The following is a 17859-nucleotide window of genomic DNA, read 5'->3' on the forward strand; positions in this document are numbered from 1 at the left end:
ACAAAAGCCGGAGGATGCCGCTGCAGCACCGCGCGCTGTCATCCTATTTCGATCTCGCGGAGACGACGATGTCCGCGCGAATGGAGCAATGATGACCCAGACAGATACCCCTGCACCGCCGCCGAGCAGGCGACGGACCGTGATCGGCCGCGTGGTCGGCGGGGTGATCGCCGCCGCCGCGATCGGAACCGCGGCTGCCGGCTCGATCGCCTCGGCGAGCACCGGCAACGACATCAATGCGTCGATGACGATCGTCGCCCCCGCCGCCGCCGGCGGCGGCTGGGACGGCGTCGCCCGTGAACTGCAGCAGGCGCAGAAGGCCAACGGCCTGGTGAACAACGTGCAGGTCGTGAACATGCCGGGCGCCGGCGGCACGATCGCCCTCGGCAACGTCTCGGTCCTCGAAGGCCAGCCGAACAACATGCTCGTCGGCGGCACGGGTCTGCTCGCCGCCACGATCCAGTTCAACTCCGCCGCGACACTCGACGACGTCACCCCGCTCGCAGTGGTCGTCGAGGAGTACGACGTCATCGTCGTCCCCGCCGACTCCCCCTATGAGACGCTCGACGACCTCGTGGAAGGCTGGAAGAAGGACCCGAAGGCACTCCCGTGGACAGGCGGCGGCTCGTTCGACCAGCTCGTCGTCACCGACCTCGCCCTCGCTGCGGGGATCGAGCCGGTCGACACCACGTACATCTCTTCCGACGGCGGTGGCGAGGCGATCCAAGCGCTCCTCAACGGCACGGCGAAGGCCGCTGCCGGCGGATACCCCGACAACATCGACCAGATCGAGGCCGGTCGCCTCCGCGCCCTCGCCCTGGTCGCCAAGGAGCCGGTCGACGGCATCGACATCCCGACCGCCGCTGAGCAGGGGTACGACGTCTCGCTCACGAACTGGCGCTCGCTCTCCGCGCCGTCCGGTCTCGAGGACAGTGAGCGCGAGGCGCTCACGCAGCTCGTCCTCGACAGTGTCGCGACCCCCGAGTGGGCCGACGCGATGGACCGCTACTACTGGACCGAACGCATCATCACGGGCGACGAGCTCGACGCGTTCCTGAAGGACGAGGAGACGCGCATCCGCGCCCTGTACGAGGAGATGGGCCTGTGACCTTCCCCGCCAACCCCACCTCGGCATCCGCCGTCGTCGGCCAGCGCCTGCGGCTGGTCTCCGGCCCCGGTGCCGCGGCCCTGCTCAAGGGCCTCACCATGCCGGTGATCCTCGTCGCCTTCGCGACGTACCTCGTCGTCGGCATCGTCACGATGCGGGTCCCCGAGGGCACGGCGTTCCCCGGGCCGCAGTTCTTCCCCGGCATCATCGCGGCCGGCCTCTACATCTTCGCCGCCGTCCTCGCCGTCGGTGCGATCCGCGAGATCCGCGCGACGCCGGATGCGCTCACCGCCGAGATCGAAGCGGCACGCGCCGAGGCTGCGGGTGAGGAGCCCCCGGCGAAGCCCGTCCGCGTCGACATCCGCTCGTTCGCGTGGGTCGTCGTCTCGTTCCTCGCTTTCGCCTTCCTGCTCGAGTTCCTCGGGTGGATCATCGCGGCGGGCCTGCTGTTCTGGTGCGTCGCGAGGGCGTTCGGAGCCACGCGGTGGCTCATGAGCCTCGTCGTCGGGCTCACGCTGAGCTCGCTCGCCTACATCGGTTTCGACATGGCCCTCGGGATGCCCCTCCCGTCCGGCATCCTCGGAGGGTTCTGACATGGACGTCCTGACACTTCTCGGCGAAGGCTTCGCCGGCGCACTCACCCCCGCGAACCTGCTGTGGGTCCTGATCGGATGCCTCCTCGGCACCGCCGTGGGAGTCCTCCCCGGTCTGGGTTCCTCCATGGCCGTCGCACTCCTCCTGCCCGTCACCTTCTCACTCGACCCCACGGCCGCGTTCATCATGTTCGCGGGCGTGTACTTCGGCGGCCTGTTCGGCGATTCGACGATGGGCATCCTGATGAACACGCCGGGACAGGCATCCGCCATCGCCTCGACGTTCGAGGGACACAAGATGGCGCTGAACGGTCGCGCCGCGCAGGCGCTCGCCACCGCCGCCATCGGCGCCTTCATCGGGGGCATGGTCGCCTCGATCGTCGTCGTGTTCGTCGCCCCGGCCCTCGCCGACTTCTCGAGCCGGTTCGGCCCTGCGGAGTTCTTCGCCCTCGCCGTCTTCGCCTTCGCGGCCACCTCGTCGGTCGTCGCCGACAGCGCGATCAAGGGTCTGACGTCGCTGTTCATCGGCCTCGGCATCGCCGTCATCGGCATCGACGGCGTCTCGGGCGCCCCCCGGTTCACGCTCGACTCGCCGAACCTGTTCGACGGCATCTCGCTCGTGACCGTGACGGTCGCCATCCTGGCTCTCGGCGAGGTCATCTACGTCGCCTGCCTCGAACGTCATATGACGAACAAGGCGCTCATCAAGCCCACGGGTCGCCCCTGGCTCAGCCGTCGAGAGCTCAAGGAGGCCGCTCCCGCCTGGCTGCGCGGCACGGCCATCGGCCTGCCGTTCGGCGTGGTCCCGGCGGGCGGGTCGGAGATTCCGACCTTCCTGGCCTACGGCCTCGAGAAGCGCCTCGACAAGCGACGGAAGAACCCCATGTTCGGCAAGGGCGCGATTCGCGGACTGGCCGCGCCCGAGGCCGCCGGCAACTCGACCACCGGCATGGCGATGGGCGCCCTGCTGGCCCTCGGCCTCCCGATCTCGGCGACCGCCGCGATCATGCTCGCCGCCTTCCGGCAGTACGGTCTGCAGCCCGGACCCCTGCTGTTCGACCGCGCTCCCGACCTCGTCTGGGCGCTGCTGGCGAGCTTCTTCATCGCGATGGTCGTGCTCCTCATCCTGAACCTGCCCTTCGCGATGCTGTGGGCGAAGCTCCTGCTGATCCCCCGCCCGTACCTGTACGCCGGCATCACGGTCTTCTGCGGCCTCGGGATCTACGCCACCTCGGGCTCGACCTTCGACCTGGTGATGCTGCTGGGCATCGGTCTGCTCGGGTTCCTCATGCGGGCCCTCGACTTCCCGCTCGCTCCGCTCATCATCGGCATGGTCCTCGGGCCCCTGGCCGAGACGAGCCTGCGGGATGCCGCGATGAGCACCAACGGCGACTTCACCGTCCTCGTGCACGGCCCGATCTCGATCACCCTGTACGCACTGCTGGCGGCCGTCCTCGTGTTCTCGATCCGGAGCAAGATCGTCGCCGGGAAGCGCGCCGAGGCGGAGGACAAGGAGCTCGTCGACGCCTGACCCGAACACGACGAAGGCCCCGGCGCGCGATGCGCCGGGGCCTTCGTCATGGGGTCGTCAGGGCGTCGGCATCCCGCCGTTGACGTTGAGCGTCTCGCCGAGGACGTAGCTCGACTCGGGCGAGGCGAGGAACACGTACGCCGGAGCGAGCTCGGCCGGCTGGCCCATGCGCCCGAGCGGAGTGTCCTCGCCGAACTGCTCGAGCTTCTCGGGCGGCTGACCGTCGGTGACCTGCAGCGGCGTCCAGACGGGTCCCGGGGCGACCGCATTGACGCGGATGCCCTTCGGTGCCAACTGCTGCGCCAGCGCCTTCGTGAAGGCATTGATCGTGGCCTTCGTCGACGCGTAATCGACGAGGGTCTCCGACGGCGAGTAGGCCTGGATGGACGTGGTGTTGATGATCGTCGATCCCGCTGGGAGGTGGGGCACCGCCGCCTTCGTGATCCAGAACATCGCGTCGACGTTCGTGGTGAACGTGTCGTCGAACTGCTGGTCGTCGAGCTCGGTGATGTCCTTGCTGTAGATCTGCTTGCCGCCGTTGTTGACGAGGATGTCCAGGCCGCCGAGGCCCTCGACCGCCTGAGCGACGAGCCCCACGCAGTAGTCCTTGTCCTTCAGGTCGCCCGGCAGGGTGAGGACCTTCGCACCGGCCTCGCGGAGGATGCCGGCGATCCGCTGCGCGTCCTCCTCCTCGTCGGGCAGATACGACAGGGCGACGTCGGCTCCCTCGCGGGCGAAGGCAATCGCCGTCGCGGCGCCGATACCGGAGTCGCCGCCGGTGATGAGCGCCTTGCGTCCGGTCAGCCGGCCGGTGCCCCGGTAGGTGTCCTCACCGAGATCGGCCTGCGGAGCGAGGTCGGCGTCGAGGCCGGGCTCCTTCTGGTGGCCCTTCTGCGGTTCGATCTCCGCGTAGAGCTCCACCGGATTCGTGAACGTGTACTGGTCGCGTGCCATCGTGCTCTCCTTCTTCGTGGTGGTCCGGGGTGGTCGTCAGCGGCCGTCGGCGTCGTCGCCGACCAGCTCGCGGATCGTCAGGGCGGCGCGGATGAGCGCCAGGTGGCTGAGCGCCTGCGGCAGGTTCCCGAGGAAGGCGCCGTCCTCGGCATCGATCATCTCGGCGTACATGCCGACGTCGTTGCCCGCGGCGACGAGCTCGATCATCGCGGCGATGCCCTCGTCGTGGCGTCCGACGCACACGAGCGCGGCCGCGCGCCAGAAGCTGCAGGCCACGAAGGTCGCCTCCTCATCGCGCATGCCCGTGTAACGGAACAGGTGCGGCCCCTCGCCGAGCTCGCCCGTCAGCGCGTCGATCGTGCGCGACATCCGCTCCCCTCGGTCGAAGCCGCTGAGCGAGTGCAGCAGGACGGAGGCGTCGAGGTCGCGGCTGCCCTGCGCCATGACGTACGCACCGCGGGACTCCGACCACCCGTGCTCGTCGACCCAGTCGCGCACCAGCGCTGCCTCGGCCGCCCACCGCTCGCTGCTCCCGGGGATCTGACCGAGCTCCGCGAGTCGGACCGCGTCGTTGAGCGCCTGCCAGCATCCCATCTTGGACGAGGTGTAGTGCCGTTCCTCGGGGAGCTCCCACATGCCGGAATCGGGGTTCCGCCACGAGTCGCACACCTTGTCGGCGTACATCGAGAGCATCCGCCCCGTCTCGACGTCGAGCGCGTTCCCGGCTTCCACATACGCGCGGCAGATCGCGAAGAGGTCGCCGTAGACGCCGAGCTGGACCTGCTCCCGAGCCGGGTTCCCCGTGACGACCGGACCCACGCCGCGCCACCCGGGCACGTCGTACTCCGTGACGTGTCCGTCGAGCTCGCCGTCGAGGGTATACATGACGTGCAGTTCCGGACCGTGGCGGCGGATGGTCCGCAGCAGCCACGAGATCGCGGCATGGGTCTCCTCACGGAGCCCGAAGCCGATGAGCGCGTCGACCGTGTACGCGAGGTCGCGCACCCACGCGAGCCGGTAGTCCCAGTTCTTGCCGCCGGTGAGGTCCTCCGGGAGCGACGTGGTCGCTGCGGCGGCGATCGCGCCGGTCGGGCTGTGGATCAGCATCTTGAGCATGAGCGCACTGCGCTGGACGTCGTTCGCCCAGGGGCCGTCGTACGAGAACTCCCGGGACCACGCGCGCCACGCCTCGATCGTCCGATCGATGCCGCGATCGACGTTGTCGGGGTCGGGGAAGTGGATCGGCTCGTCGTGCGTACCGACGATGATCAGCAGGTGCCGGCTGCCCTGCGACGTCGTGAAGCCGCCCGCGAGTCCCGTCGCGATGCCGTCCGCCGAGGCGGCGGGCTCCGGGCCGTAGTCCCGGCCCGTGACGCCGATCGTCGTCAGTCCGGAACGGAGGATGCTGCGCTCGTTCGCGCGATCATGCCAGGGCGCAGCGGTCTTCAGCGAGGTCCCCGGCTGCACGCGCCACCGGAAGGCGACCTCGCCTTCGACGCCGTCGACACGACGCGCGAGCTCCGCCCACGGAAGCCGCCCGGCGACGCCCGTCACGAGCGCATCGGTCACGGTCGCTTTGCCCGACGCGGTCATGAACGTCGTGACGAGGACGTTCGTGCGCGGCAGGTACCGCCGCCGCACCTGGTACTCCTCCACCGGCTCGAGCTCGATGCAGCCGCCGGCGTCGTCGTCGAGCAGCCGCCCGAAGATCGGCAGGTCGTCGATGCCGGGAATCGGCATCCAGTCGATCTGCCCGCGGAGGCCGACCAGGGCGATCGTGCGCCCGTCGCCGATCGGCGCGTAGCTGCGCAGATCCTGACCGGGGGCGGTGTCGTCGAGGTGAGGCACCGCTCCACTCTCGCCGGGGCGGCGAGGGATCGGATGCCGGTTGACACCCCGCCGCCGATGTGTGACGAAACCGGCGGGTCAGGCTGCGGCCTCGGCGCGCTCGGCGACACCGTCGATCGCGCTGCGGTACTCCTCGAGCATGCGTTCCGCTCCCATGCGGGACCGCGCGGCGAGCGCGGCGGCGCGGTAGTCGGGCCGGCGCGAGATGACCCTCGCCCACGCGGATGCGACCGCCTCCGCATCACGGGGAGTCACGAGCCCGATTCCCGCGACCACCTGAGCCGAATCCCCCACCGCCGTCGTGACCGGGGTGGCCCCGCTCGCGGCGCCCTCGATGAGGCAGAGCGGCGACGCCTCGCCGAAGGCGCTCGTCAGCGCCACGATGTCGGCCGCCCGGTAGACGCGCGGCATGTCGTCCCGGATACCCAGCAGGTGGATGCGGTCGGCGGGCGCCCCCGCCTCCGCGATCGCCGCCACGAGCGCCCGGTTGCCGGCGGTCATCCCCGCGCCGCACATCACGTACTGCGCCCGCGCGTCGCGAGCGGCGTGCACGGCGACCGCGCGCAGGAAGAGCCCCGGATCCTTCATCGCGTCGAAACGGGCCGCGAAGAGGACCACGGGCACGTTCGGCGCGATGCCGAGACGGGTGCGCAGCGGCATCCGTTCGTGCGGTTTCGGACGGTAGCGCGCGAGATCGATGCCGTTGGCGATCACGAACCTGTCGACGGCGGGCGTGAGGAACCGCGAGTAGGCGTCGCTCGTCGATTCGGCGCACGAGATGGTCGAGGTGAGGCGACCGGATGCCGCCAACTCAGCCAGCCAGCGCACCGCGGCGCCCGAGTGCGTCGGGTCCGATCGGTGGAGGCACGCGGCGATGGGTACGTCGGGGAGGAGACCTCGCGCGTCGAGCGCGACCAGGAGGCCGAGCGGTTGCTCTTTCAGCGTCAGGATCGCGTCTGCGCGAGCGACGGCATCCGCGGCCACCTCGAGTTCCGCAGCCGTGAAGCTCTCGGGTGCGGCAGGGACGGCGCCCGCCTCACGGCCGAGATCGGACACCTCGATGCCGGCCTCGCGCAGCCACCGGTACCTCGTGTCGTCCACCATGTGCTGCACCGTGCCCTCACGCCGGGCCCGCGAGGCGACGGAGAGGACGGCGTGCTCGTGCGAACCGTCCACGTGCAGGCCTGTGATCACGTTCGTGTGCAGCACCCGGGCGCCACCGGCGAACAGGCCTTCGTAGAGCGAGAGGATGCGGGGACGACTCATCCCCCCATGCTCGGGCGACGGCGTCAGGGGACGATGAATCCCAGATGACCATCGCGTGAAGATCAACGAGCGGTGGTCACCGCGTTCCACGCCGCGTCGGAGAACACCGTCACCCAGACCGCGAAGACGACGAGGCCGAGCAGCGTCGCGGCGAGCCAGACCCAGAGGGGGGCGAGCCCTCGCCCCGTGCGGCGATGCACGACGACCGAGCGTCCGACGACGTAGACGCCCAGCGTGGCGACGAACGCCAGCGCTGCCCACCCCCAGGCGAACGGCTCATCGACCCCGCGGCGGCGGAGAGCGCGCCGGTCCAGCCACGCGAACACAATGGCGGACGCGACCAGCGCCAGATCGACGGCGAGGAGGAGAGCGACCCCCGCGGTGAGGCCTCCCGACGGCGTGAGTCCCTCGATCCGGGAGAGGGATGCGGCGTCGAAGAACACCCCCGTGTAGAGCGGGAGGACGGACGCGGCGATCGCGAGCCAGATCCAGACCGTGCCCCCGCGCACGCGCGAGGTCCTCGGCGAGGTAGGCGGCTGCGGAGCCGGTGCGGGCGTCGCGGCAGGGGCGGGCGCGGGGTCCTGCGGCGCTACCGTGTCGGTCGCCCAATCGGTGCCGTCCCACCAGCGCAGCTGGCCGGGCTCACCCGGATCCGCGTACCACCCTGCCGGCGCCTGGCGGGTCACGGGGTACCGTGGTGATCGTCGGTCGACACGGCGAGCTCCGCTCCGGCGTGGGCGAGCTCGGCGAGCGCGGCGTCACTGGGCGCGGGCGCGACGCCGGCGATGAGGTCGGTGAGGACGCGGACGCGGCGTCCGTGCGCGATCGCGTCGAGGGCCGACGCACGCACGCAGTGGTCGGTCGCGATCCCGGCGACATCGATCTCGACGACCCCGTGGGCGGTGAGGATGTCGGCCACTGTCCCACCGGCATCCGTCACCCCTTCGAACAGCGAGTAGGCAGGGACCCCCTGCCCTTTCTTCACGTGGTGGGTGACGGCACTCGTGTCGAGGCCCGGGTCGTAGTCGGCGCCGGGAGTGCCGGCTACGCAGTGCACGGGCCAGGAGTCGACGAAATCCGGCGTCGGTGAGAAGTGGCCGCCGTTGTCGCCCTCGCCGTCATGCCAGTCGCGCGAGGCCACGATCACGTCGTAGTCGGCGGCATGCGCGGCCAGATGCGCGGTGATCGCCGCCGCGACCGCGTCACCTCCGTCAACGCCCAGGGCGCCCCCCTCGGTGAAGTCGTTCTGCACATCGACGATGAACAGGGCTCGAGTCATGAGTCGAGAGTACGACGGGCGGGCCCGCGGTGCGCGCAGCCCACACGACTACCCTGACGGAATGGCCTCCCCCGAGCGCACCGCCCCCACGACCGGCAGGATCCTCGCGGCGTTCGGCATCGACGTCGCCCTCGTGGTGATCTTCGCCGCGATCGGACGGGCGAGCCATGACGAGGCGCCGATAGCCGGACTCGCGACGACGGCCGGCCCGTTCGTCGCGGCGCTCGTGGTCGGGTGGATCGCCTCCCTCGCGTGGCGGGCGCCGCGGGCGGTCGTCCGCACCGGCGTCCCCGTCTGGATCGTCACGGCCGCAGGCGGCATGGTCCTCCGCGCTGTGACGGGTCAGGGCGTGCAGCTCGCCTTCGTCATCGTCGCGGCATCCGTCCTGCTGCTCATGCTCGTCGGATGGCGCCTCGTCGCCGCGCTGATCGCACGGCGACGCGCCCGCTGATCAGTCGTCGACGCGCGCGAGCTTCGACGGCCACCAGATCCGCTTGCCGATGTCGTAGGCGAGGGCCGGCACGAGGAGCGAGCGCACGATGAACGTGTCGAGCAGGACGCCGAAGGCGACGATGAAGGCGAGCTGGACCAGGAACAGGATCTGGATGACGCCGAGCGCGGCGAACGTGGCCGCGAGCACCAGTCCGGCCGACGTGATGACCCCGCCCGTCGCGACCAGTCCGCGGAGGATGCCGCGACGCGTCCCGTGGTGGATCGACTCCTCCCGCACGCGAGACATGAGGAAGATGTTGTAGTCGATGCCGAGCGCGACGAGGAAGACGAACCCGTAGAGCGGGACCGCGGGGTCGCCGCCGGGGAACCCGAACACCTCTGTGAAGACGAGCGCGCTGACGCCGAGCGCCGCCGCGAACGACACGATCACGCTGAGGATCAGGAGAACCGGGGCGAGGATCGACCGCAGCAGCAGCATGAGGATGAGCAGCACGACCACGAGGATGACGGGGATGATGACCGTGCGGTCGCGGATCGACGTGTCGTTGGTGTCCAGATCGACGGCGGTCGTCCCGCCCACGACGGCATCGAGCGTCGTCCCGGAGATCGCCGCGCGCAGGTCTCGGACCGTGTCCTCGGCCGCGAGGGAGTCGGCGGCATCCGAGAGGGTCGCGACGAGCATGACGTCGCCGCCGTCGACCGTCGGTGCGGGTGCGGGCGTCCCGGGAGGACCCTGCGCGGTGAGCACCAGCGCACCGCCCTCGACGGCGACATCCGCCTGACCGGAGGGTGCATCGGCGGTCACGATGCCCACCGAGTCGATCCCCGCCTGGTCCGCCACGAGCTCAGCGGCCTCCGCTGCCTCATCCTCGGGCACGATCACGTAGAGCGGGCTTCCCGATCCGGCGGGGAAGTGCTCGGCGAGTACGGCCTGCCCGTCCCGGGCCTGCGAGGCACCGAGGACGAGTTCGCTCGCGGGAACACCGTCGGCCTTCAACTGGGTCACGCCGACGGATGCCGCGAGCAGCACCACCGTGGAGAGGATCCAGACGATCCGCGCGCGGCGCGCGACGAAACGCGCGAGTGTCGCCCACAGGCCGCGGGCGGGCTGCGTGAGGTCGGCGGGGAGCTCGGTCATGCCGGACTTGGGGATGAACGGCCAGAAGGCCGCGCGGCCGACGAGCGCGAGAAGCGCCGGGAGGAAGGTGAGAGCCGAGAGCATCGCGAACGCGATCCCGATCGAGGCGATGGGCCCGAGCGCGCGGTTGCTCGCGAGATCGCTGAGGAGCAGGCAGAGAAGCCCCGCGATGACCGTCCCGCCCGACGCGAGGATCGGTTCGACCGACCCCTTCCAGGCGTCCGTCGCGGCATCCCATCTCCGTCGTCCCGCGCCGATCGCCTCGCGGAACCGGGCGACGTACAGAAGGGCGTAGTCGGTCGCGGCGCCGATCACGAGGATGAAGAGGATGCCTTGCACCTGGCCGTTGAGGACGACGATCTCCGCCTTCGCGAGCCACCACACGCTCAGCAGCGCGACGCACAGGGCGAACACCGAGGTCAGCAGGACGAGGATCGGCAGCAGCGGCGATCGGTAGACGATCACGAGGATGACGAAGACGGCGCCGAGCGCCACGAGCAGCAGGAGGCCGTCGATGCCGGTGAACCCCGTCGCGAGGTCGGCGGTGAACCCCGCCGGTCCCGTCACCCAGGCGCTCAGCCCGTCGCGTGCATCGGCGGCGACGAGGTCCCTGACCTCGCCGACGACGTCGGTCACCTCGCCCGACGCGTCGATCGAGACGACGATCTGCGCCGCTTCACCGTCGTCGGACGGGATCGCGGGAGACACCTCCTGGACGCCCTCGAGGTCGCCGATCCTGTCGGCGACGGCCTGGACGTTCTCCAGCTGCGCGGTGTCGAGCGCGCGGTCCGCGTCGAAGACGACGAGCGCGGGGATCGCATCCCCGCCGAGGAAGTCGCCGAGACGCTCCTGCACCTGAGTCGATTCCGCGCTCTGCGGAAGGAAGCTCGATTGGTCGTTCGTCGAGACCTCGTCGACCTTGCCGAAGTACGGGCCGCCGAGGGAGCCACCGGCGAGCCAGATGACGACGAGGACGAGCGGCAGCGCGACGCGCAGCCAGCGGGAAGGCGTCGATGCGGGAGACATATGTCTAGATTATCTAGATATACGCTTTTTCAGCAATACGATCTTCAGGCGGATCCGACCCGGAGGAAGTACGCGACGAGCGAGAGCGCCGAGGCGAGGAGACCGAGGACCAGTCCGCCAACGGCCAACCCGGTGAGGAGCTTCAGCGCGGGGGGTCGGCGAGTGAACCGCATACGGTCGTGCCAGCCGTGCCGGTACCAGATGTGAGCCGTGTGCTCAGCGTTGACGCGATGGCGATCCTCGTCCGCGATCGGAGCCGAGTTCACCTCGCCGTCGCTGTCGATCCAGCGCACGGTGCGGCCGTCCTCGTCGAGGTATGCCTCTGCGGGAAGCCAGCTGCCGTCGGAGGCCCACACGATGACGGCAGCGACACCGACGGCGACTGCCGCGCCGAATCCGACCCACGTGAAGATCTCGAGAATCGCATCGAGGGCTTGTGTCACCCGTGTGTCCTCTGTTCTGGAGCCACCTAAGGGAATCGAACCCTTGACCTATTCATTACGAGTGAATCGCTCTGCCGTCTGAGCTAAGGTGGCGCGCTTCGCTCGCGCGTTGCACGATCATCGATCCTACAGGGTCCGGAGCCATGCTGCGAACGCGGGCCTCACGGCGCTTCGCATCGGAGGTCTCCCTCGGGCACCGTGTCGTGCTCGAAGTACGCCACGACGGCGTCGTCGATGCACGCGTTCCCCTTGTTGAAGCCCGTGTGCCCCTCCCCCACGCGGGTGAGCAGGATGCCCGAGCTCAGCTGTTCCGCGAGGGCCGCGGACCACTCGTACGGGGTCGCGGGGTCGTTGGTCGTTCCGATCACGAGGATCGGCGCAGCGCCCTCGGCGTGGATCTCGTCGCGGGTTCCCGTCGGCGGATACGGCCACGCGTCGCACAGGCTGACGTCGGAGGACCAGTACGGCGCGAAGGTCGGCGCCTTCTCCGCGACCTCGTCGTTCGCCCGGGTCACGACGTCCGCGGGGTCGGCGGGATAGTCCATGCAGTTGTACGCCGAGAACGCCTCGGTCGAGTTGTCGAGGTACGTCCCGTCGTATCGGTTGTAATACCGGTCGACGAGCTCGAACATCTCGTCCGGATCGCCCTCGAGGACGCCGGTGAGCGCCGATGACAGGACGGGCCAGTTGCCCTCGCTGTAGAGCGCCGAGACGACGCCGGTGACGAGGGAGTCGGCTCCCAGCATCCGACCGTCGCTCGCCGCGAGCGGGCTGGCGTCGACCGCTGCCAGCGCGTCACCCATCTGCTGCCGAGCGTTCGCGACCGTTCCGGTGAACGGACAGTCCGACCCCGTGAGGCAGCGAGCGAGGTAGGCGTCGAACGCCGATTGGAACCCCGCCGCCTGTCGGGCGCCGACGATCGCGCTCGGGATCGAGGGGTCGAGCCCGCCGTCGAGGACGACCCGACCGACGTTCTTCGGGAACAGGTCCGCGTACGTCGCGCCGAGGAACGAGCCGTAGGAGTACCCGAGGTAGGAGAGCTTCTCGTCGCCGAGGACCCCGCGCAGCAGGTCGAGGTCGCGCGCGGCGTTCTGCGTCGTGATGAACGGCAGCAGACCATCGCTGTTGACGTCGCAGGCGCGGGCGAAGGACTCCGCCGACGACTCCTGCTCGGACGTCCGCTCAGGCGTGCCCCGGGGCGCCGAGGGGATGTCGAACAGATACCGGTCCATCGCCGCGGGATCGAAGCATCGGACGGCCGTGGACCGCCCGACGCCCCGCGGGTCGAAGCCGACCACGTCGTAGCTGTCGAGGAGTTCGTTGCCGACGGCGAAGCTCGCCGCCTGCTGCACCATGTCGACACCGCTGGCGCCGGGGCCGCCGGGATTCACGAAGAGCGACCCTGTGGCCTCACCGCTCGAGGCGAGGCGGACGATGACCGACAGCCGGATGTCTTCCCCACCGGCATCCGACCAGTTCTCGGGGGCGGTGATGGACGCGCAGTAGTAGTCGCCGTCGTCGACGCCCCGGCAGCTCTTCCAGTCGACCTTCTGCCCGTAGTAGCGCTCGAAGCCGGCCGGAGCACCCTGGGTGACCGGGGTGCGGTGCGGCGACGGCGCCGGCGCCGGCGCGGACGACGTCGGCGTGCAGCCTGCGACGAGGGCGATGGCGGCGCCCGCGGCCATCACCGCGGCAGCGGCACGGCGCCACACCCCGCGGGTCACTGTGTTCGTCCCGTCGCGACGGTGATCAGCATGCCCTCGAGGGCGAGGGCCGGGGCCGCGTTGCCTTGGAGGTTGGTCCGGGTGAGCGCGATCGCGTCGAGCACCGTCAGTGTGTGCTGCGGCGTCCAGGCTGTCGCGAGCGAATCGATCTCGGCCGTGAGCTCGCGGTTGATGAGTTCGGTGTCGCGGCCGAACTGGCGCATGAGCGTGTCACGGTAGAGCGACTCGAGGTCGGTGAGCACGCGGTCGATCCCGTCGCGGAGGCTCCGCGTCGCTCGACGCTTCTGCTCGTCTTCGAGCGCACTGACCTGGCTTCGGACGGCGGGAGGCACCGCGCTTCCCGGCGAGACGCCGAGGGTCCGCAGCAACGCTTCGCGCTCGCTCTCGTCGCGCTCGGCCGTCAGCGCCTTGGCGTCCTCGGTCGCGGACTGCACGATCGCGGCCGCGATCTCGACCGCATCGCCGACGCCGCGGACACCCAGCACCCCTCGCAGGGTTCGTTCCCGGCGTTCTCGCGACGCGGCATCCGTCGCCAGTCGCTGCGCCATTCCGATGTGACGCTGGGCGAGCCTGGCCGACTGCTCGGCGACGGCCTCGTCGACTCCCGTGCGCTGCACGATGAGTCGCGCGACATCGGCGACATCGGGCTCACGCAGCCGGAGGATCCGCACACGAGAGCGGATCGTGGGCAGAAGATCGGCGTCGCTGGGTGCGCAGAGGATCCAGACCGTCTGCTCGGGGGGTTCTTCGAGAGCCTTCAGCAAGACGTTGCTCGTGCGCTCGACCATGCGGTCGGCGTCCTCCATCACCATGACGCGGTACCTGCCGAGGGACGGCGAGAAGTAGGAGCGCTCGACGAGCGAACGGGCGTCTTTGATCGAGATGATGACGCCCTCGGTGCGGAGGGCCGCCAGATCGGGATGGGTCCGGGCCATGACCTGGCGCATGGCGTTCTCATCGCCGGGTTCGGCGATGAGCGCCGCCGCGAAGGCGTACGCGAGGGTGGAGCGCCCCGATCCGGGCGGACCGGTGATGAGCCACGCGTGCGCCAGTTGCGAGGGGTCGGATGCCGCGGCCCGTAACTGCGCGACGGCCTCGTCCTGGCCCCAGACCTCGCCCCACGGGAGCGCGCCGACGGTGGTGGAGGTCATGCCGTTCAGCCTACGAGGTGACGGCGACGCTCAGGACGAGCGTGTGGACAGACACTCCGCCACTCGCTCGCGGATCGCCTCGGCTATGGCGTCGATCGGTTGCGTCGCGTCGACGACGAGGAAGCGGTCCGGTTCGGCGTCCGCCAGTGCGAGGAACGCGGAGCGGACCCGCTCGTGGAACGCGGTCTTCTCGGCTTCGAGCCGGTCGAAGGGCTTGTCGGCGGCATCCAGCCGCTCCCGCGCGGTCGCCGGGTCGACGTCGAGGAGCACCGTGACGTCGGGCAGAGCACCCTCGGCCGCCCACAGCGACAGGTCGCGGATCTCGCCGCCGTCGAGCACCCGCCCGGCACCCTGGTAGGCGACCGAGCTGTCGAGGTAGCGGTCCTGGATGACCACCTCGCCACGGGCGAGGGCCGGTCGCACGTGCATAGCGACGTGGTGCGCGCGGTCGGCGGCGTACAGGAGCGCCTCGGCGCGCGGGGCGATGTCGCCGCGGTGGTGCAGCACGATGTCGCGGATCAGCACGCCGACCTCGGTTCCGCCGGGTTCGCGCGTGCGGACGACGCTGCGACCCTGCTCACGGAGCCATTGCTCCAGCAGGGCCGCCTGCGTCGTCTTGCCCGAGCCGTCGCCACCCTCGAGGGTGATCCAGAGCCCGGAGGTCACTTCTTCTTCGCCGCCGGCTTGCGCGCGGCGGGCTTGCGGGTGGTGCGCTTGGGCGCCGGACCCTTCGCCCGTTTGTCCGCCAGCATCTGCACGGCGACCTCGAAGGTGATGTCGTCCGCCGTCTGTCCGCGCGGGATCGTGACGTTCGTCGTCCCGTCGGTGACGTAGGCGCCGAAGCGGCCGTCCTTGATGCGGATCGGCTTGCCGCTGACCGGATCGGCCTCGAACTCCTTGAGGGAGGTCGCGGCGCGGTTCGCGTACTTGGGCTGCGAGTAGATCTCGAGGGCCTGCTCGAGCGTGATGTCGAAGATCATGTCCTCGCTCGCGATACTCCGCGAGTCGGTGCCCTTTTTGATGTAGGGACCGTAGGGGCCGTTCTGAGCCGTGATGACGGCACCCGACTCGGGGTCGGTGCCGACTTCCCGGGGCAGCGACAGGAGCTTCAGCGCCGTCTCGAGATCGATGGTCTCGGGCGACATGCTCTTGAACAGGGACGCGCGCTTGGGCTTGGGCGCGACGGCCTTCTTCGCACCGCGCTTGGGCTTGACCTCCTCGGCGGGGGCCTCATGCTCGGGGAGCACCTCTTCGAGGTACGGACCGAAGCGGCCGTCCTTGATGACGACGTCGCGCCCGTTCTCGGGGTTCTGGCCGAGCACCCGATCGCCGCCGACAGGGGCGTCGATGAGCTCGCGCGCCTTCTCGGGGGTGAGCTCGTCGGGCGCGAGGTCCTCGGGGACGTTGATGCGACGCGGTGTCTCGGGGTCGTCGCCGGGCACCTCGAGGTACGGCCCGTAGCGGCCGAACCGGAGCACGGCGACGTCGCCGATCTTCGTCGAGTTGATCTCGCGCGCGTCGATGTCGCCGAGGTTGTCGACGATGTTGCGCAGGCCCACGTGGCCCTCGGAGCCGAAGTAGAACTCGCGCAGCCATGCGGCGCGGTTCTGCTCGCCGCGGGCGATCGCGTCGAGGTCGTCTTCGAGTGCGGCCGTGAAGTCGTAGTCGACGAGGTCGGCGAAGTGCTCCTCGAGGAGGCGCACGATGCTGAACGCGAGCCAGCTGGGCACCAGCGCCTGACCGCGCTTGGACACGTAGCCGCGGTCGAGGATCACGTCGATGATGCTCGCGAAGGTCGAGGGCCGGCCGATGCCGCGCTCCTCGAGCGCCTTGACGAGGGAGGCCTCGGTGTAGCGGGGCTTCGGGCTGGTTGCGTGGCCCTTCGGCTCGACGTCCGTCAGCGTCAGGGCGTCGCCGACGGCGAGCGCAGGGAGGGACTGATCGTCGGTGCGATCGTTGTCGTGACGCTTCTCGTCGCGCCCCTCCTCGTAGGCCTCGAGGAAGCCCTTGAAGGTGTAGACGGTTCCGGACGCCGTGAACGTCGCGGTCTTGCCTGCGGCATCCGCGTCGATCGTGACGGTCGTGGTCTCGTACTTGGCGTCGGCCATCTGGCTGGCGACGGTGCGCTTCCAGATGAGCTCGTACAGGCGCACCTCGTCGCGGTCGAGCCCGGAGGTGACCTCCTTGGGCGTGCGGAAGTGCTCGCCCGAGGGACGGATCGCCTCGTGGGCCTCCTGCGCGTTCTTCGCGTTGTTGCGGTAGCTGCGCGGGTTCGCGGGCACGGCCTTGTCGCCGTAGAGCGCGACCGCCTGCGTGCGCGCGGCGGTGACCGCCTGGGCCGACAGAGCGGTCGAGTCGGTGCGCATATAGGTGATGTAGCCCTTTTCGTAGAGCCGCTGCGCGACGCCCATGGCGTGCTTGGCGCTCATCGAGAGCTTGCGACCGGCCTCCTGCTGGAGGGTCGAGGTCGTGAACGGGGGCTTCGGGCTGCGCGTGCCGGGCTTGGCCTCGACGCTGACGACGGATGCCGTCGCGGACGCTTCGAGCGCTGCGGCCAGCTCGCGGGCCTGATCCTCGGTGAGGACGACGACGGCCTTCTTCAGCGCGCCGGTGTCGTCGAAATCGGTGCCTCGGGCCAGCGGTGCTCCGTCGAGGCGGGCGAGACGGATGGCGAAGGCATCCGATCCCTTCACCGCGGTGGAGTCGACGTCCCAGTACGAGGCGGAGACGAACGCCATGCGCTCGCGCTCACGCTCGACGACCATGCGGGTGGCGGCGGACTGGACGCGTCCGGCGCTCGTCCCCTGGCCGACCTTCCGGCGGGTGACGTCGGAGACGTCCCAGCCATAGAGGCGGTCGAGGATGCGTCGGGTCTCCTGCGCGTCGACGAGGGCGTGATCGAGTTCGCGGGTGTTCTTCACCGCGGCTTGGATGGCGTCCTTCGTGATCTCGTGGAAGACCATCCGCTTGACCGGGACCTTGGGTTTGAGAGTCTCGAGCAGGTGCCACGCGATGGCTTCGCCTTCGCGGTCCTCATCAGTGGCGAGCAGGAGTTCGTCGGCGTTCTTCAGGGCTCGCTTGAGCTCGGTGACCGTCTTCTTGCCGCGGTCGCTCTCCACATAAAGAGGAGTGAAGTCGTTCTCGATGTCGATGGAGTACTTCCCGACGGAGGTCTTCTTCAGATCCGCGGGGATGTCCTTCTTGTCGGCGAGGTCGCGGATGTGTCCGACCGAACTCATGACTTCGTAACCGTCACCTAGGTATCCCTGGATCGAGCGCATCTTCGTCGGAGACTCGACGATGACGAGCTTCTTGCCCTGTGCCACGTGGCGTCCTTTCTTCGTT

General features: G+C 69.8%; 15 protein-coding genes and 1 tRNA gene. 4 read left to right on the forward strand and 12 right to left on the reverse strand.

Annotated elements, in window-relative coordinates; all coding sequences use genetic code 11:
- Positions 1-91: 91 nt before the first annotated feature.
- The 3 genes from BBA86_RS09170 to BBA86_RS09180 are packed head-to-tail and all read left to right on the forward strand — an operon-like array spanning position 92 to position 3232.
- Positions 92-1108, forward strand: a complete 1017-nt coding sequence (locus tag BBA86_RS09170) for a tripartite tricarboxylate transporter substrate binding protein (protein WP_065572244.1) — start codon at positions 92-94, stop codon at positions 1106-1108.
- Positions 1105-1701, forward strand: a complete 597-nt coding sequence (locus BBA86_RS09175) for a tripartite tricarboxylate transporter TctB family protein (RefSeq protein WP_065571285.1) — start codon at positions 1105-1107, stop codon at positions 1699-1701. The genes BBA86_RS09170 and BBA86_RS09175 overlap by 4 nt, the downstream gene beginning before the upstream one ends.
- A gap of 1 nt (position 1702) precedes the next feature.
- Entirely contained in the window at positions 1703-3232 is a 1530-nt protein-coding gene (locus tag BBA86_RS09180; protein WP_065571286.1) for a tripartite tricarboxylate transporter permease, read from the forward strand.
- Between the two features lie 57 nt (positions 3233-3289).
- Here the strand turns inward: BBA86_RS09180 and BBA86_RS09185 are convergent, their stop codons facing one another.
- From BBA86_RS09185 to BBA86_RS09205, 5 genes are all read right to left on the reverse strand, one after another.
- Positions 3290-4186, reverse strand: coding sequence for a glucose 1-dehydrogenase (locus BBA86_RS09185; RefSeq protein ID WP_065571287.1), 897 nt, complete (start codon positions 4184-4186; stop codon positions 3290-3292).
- A 36-nt stretch (positions 4187-4222) separates the two neighbouring features.
- Positions 4223-6034 carry a glycoside hydrolase family 15 protein gene (locus tag BBA86_RS09190; protein WP_065571288.1) on the reverse strand — a complete coding sequence of 604 codons (1812 nt, stop codon included), beginning with the start codon at positions 6032-6034 and terminating at the stop codon, positions 4223-4225.
- Positions 6035-6112: 78 nt separating this feature from the next.
- Entirely contained in the window at positions 6113-7300 is a 1188-nt protein-coding gene (locus BBA86_RS09195; RefSeq protein WP_065571289.1) for a glycosyltransferase, read from the reverse strand.
- A gap of 62 nt (positions 7301-7362) precedes the next feature.
- A complete protein-coding gene (locus tag BBA86_RS09200) occupies positions 7363-7986 on the reverse strand; it encodes a DUF2510 domain-containing protein (RefSeq protein ID WP_083199519.1) in 624 nt (207 codons plus the stop codon).
- On the reverse strand, positions 7983-8579 hold the full coding sequence (locus tag BBA86_RS09205) for an isochorismatase family protein (protein ID WP_065571291.1): 597 nt from the start codon (positions 8577-8579) through the stop codon (positions 7983-7985). The genes BBA86_RS09200 and BBA86_RS09205 overlap by 4 nt, the downstream gene beginning before the upstream one ends.
- 61 nt (positions 8580-8640) lie before the next feature.
- Between BBA86_RS09205 and BBA86_RS09210 the strand changes: the two genes are divergently transcribed.
- The gene (locus BBA86_RS09210) at positions 8641-9030 is read left to right on the forward strand and encodes a DUF3054 domain-containing protein (RefSeq protein ID WP_065571292.1); all 390 of its coding nucleotides are present in this window, start codon (positions 8641-8643) and stop codon (positions 9028-9030) included.
- On the opposite strand, the gene BBA86_RS09215 is transcribed toward BBA86_RS09210, so the two are convergent.
- From BBA86_RS09215 to topA, 7 genes are all read right to left on the reverse strand, one after another.
- Complete coding sequence (locus BBA86_RS09215; RefSeq protein ID WP_065571293.1) at positions 9031-11196, reverse strand: MMPL family transporter; 2166 nt, start codon at positions 11194-11196, stop codon at positions 9031-9033.
- A gap of 44 nt (positions 11197-11240) precedes the next feature.
- Positions 11241-11639 carry a hypothetical protein gene (locus BBA86_RS09220; RefSeq protein WP_065571294.1) on the reverse strand — a complete coding sequence of 133 codons (399 nt, stop codon included), beginning with the start codon at positions 11637-11639 and terminating at the stop codon, positions 11241-11243.
- A 17-nt stretch (positions 11640-11656) separates the two neighbouring features.
- Positions 11657-11732 (reverse strand) — tRNA-Thr (locus BBA86_RS09225).
- A gap of 68 nt (positions 11733-11800) precedes the next feature.
- A complete protein-coding gene (locus tag BBA86_RS09230; protein WP_065571295.1) occupies positions 11801-13363 on the reverse strand; it encodes an alpha/beta hydrolase in 1563 nt (520 codons plus the stop codon).
- Positions 13360-14514 (reverse strand): DNA polymerase III subunit delta', encoded by a 1155-nt coding sequence (locus tag BBA86_RS09235; protein ID WP_065571296.1) that lies wholly within the window; start codon positions 14512-14514, stop codon positions 13360-13362. Before BBA86_RS09235 ends, BBA86_RS09230 begins: the two co-directional genes overlap by 4 nt.
- A 30-nt stretch (positions 14515-14544) precedes the next feature.
- On the reverse strand, positions 14545-15180 hold the full coding sequence (gene tmk, locus BBA86_RS09240) for a dTMP kinase (protein ID WP_065571297.1): 636 nt from the start codon (positions 15178-15180) through the stop codon (positions 14545-14547).
- Positions 15177-17840: a type I DNA topoisomerase gene (gene topA, locus BBA86_RS09245; protein ID WP_083199520.1), complete on the reverse strand. Its 2664-nt coding sequence runs from the start codon at positions 17838-17840 to the stop codon at positions 15177-15179. Before topA ends, tmk begins: the two co-directional genes overlap by 4 nt.
- Positions 17841-17859 lie beyond the last annotated feature (19 nt).

It is taken from the genome of Microbacterium oleivorans (assembly GCF_001691565.1).
In the GTDB taxonomy this organism is placed as follows: domain Bacteria; phylum Actinomycetota; class Actinomycetes; order Actinomycetales; family Microbacteriaceae; genus Microbacterium; species Microbacterium oleivorans_B.

What these genes read in the sequence shown, in the direction of transcription:
- BBA86_RS09170 (WP_065572244.1), top strand. Translation starts at nt 92, where the DNA reads ATGACCCAGACAGATACCCCTGCACCGCCGCCGAGCAGGCGACGGACC.
- BBA86_RS09180 (WP_065571286.1), top strand. Translation starts at nt 1,703, where the DNA reads ATGGACGTCCTGACACTTCTCGGCGAAGGCTTCGCCGGCGCACTCACC.
- BBA86_RS09185 (WP_065571287.1), bottom strand. Translation starts at nt 4,186, where the DNA reads ATGGCACGCGACCAGTACACGTTCACGAATCCGGTGGAGCTCTACGCG.
- BBA86_RS09195 (WP_065571289.1), bottom strand. Translation starts at nt 7,300, where the DNA reads ATGAGTCGTCCCCGCATCCTCTCGCTCTACGAAGGCCTGTTCGCCGGT.
- BBA86_RS09205 (WP_065571291.1), bottom strand. Translation starts at nt 8,579, where the DNA reads ATGACTCGAGCCCTGTTCATCGTCGATGTGCAGAACGACTTCACCGAG.
- BBA86_RS09210 (WP_065571292.1), top strand. Translation starts at nt 8,641, where the DNA reads ATGGCCTCCCCCGAGCGCACCGCCCCCACGACCGGCAGGATCCTCGCG.
- BBA86_RS09215 (WP_065571293.1), bottom strand. Translation starts at nt 11,196, where the DNA reads ATGTCTCCCGCATCGACGCCTTCCCGCTGGCTGCGCGTCGCGCTGCCG.
- BBA86_RS09235 (WP_065571296.1), bottom strand. Translation starts at nt 14,514, where the DNA reads ATGACCTCCACCACCGTCGGCGCGCTCCCGTGGGGCGAGGTCTGGGGC.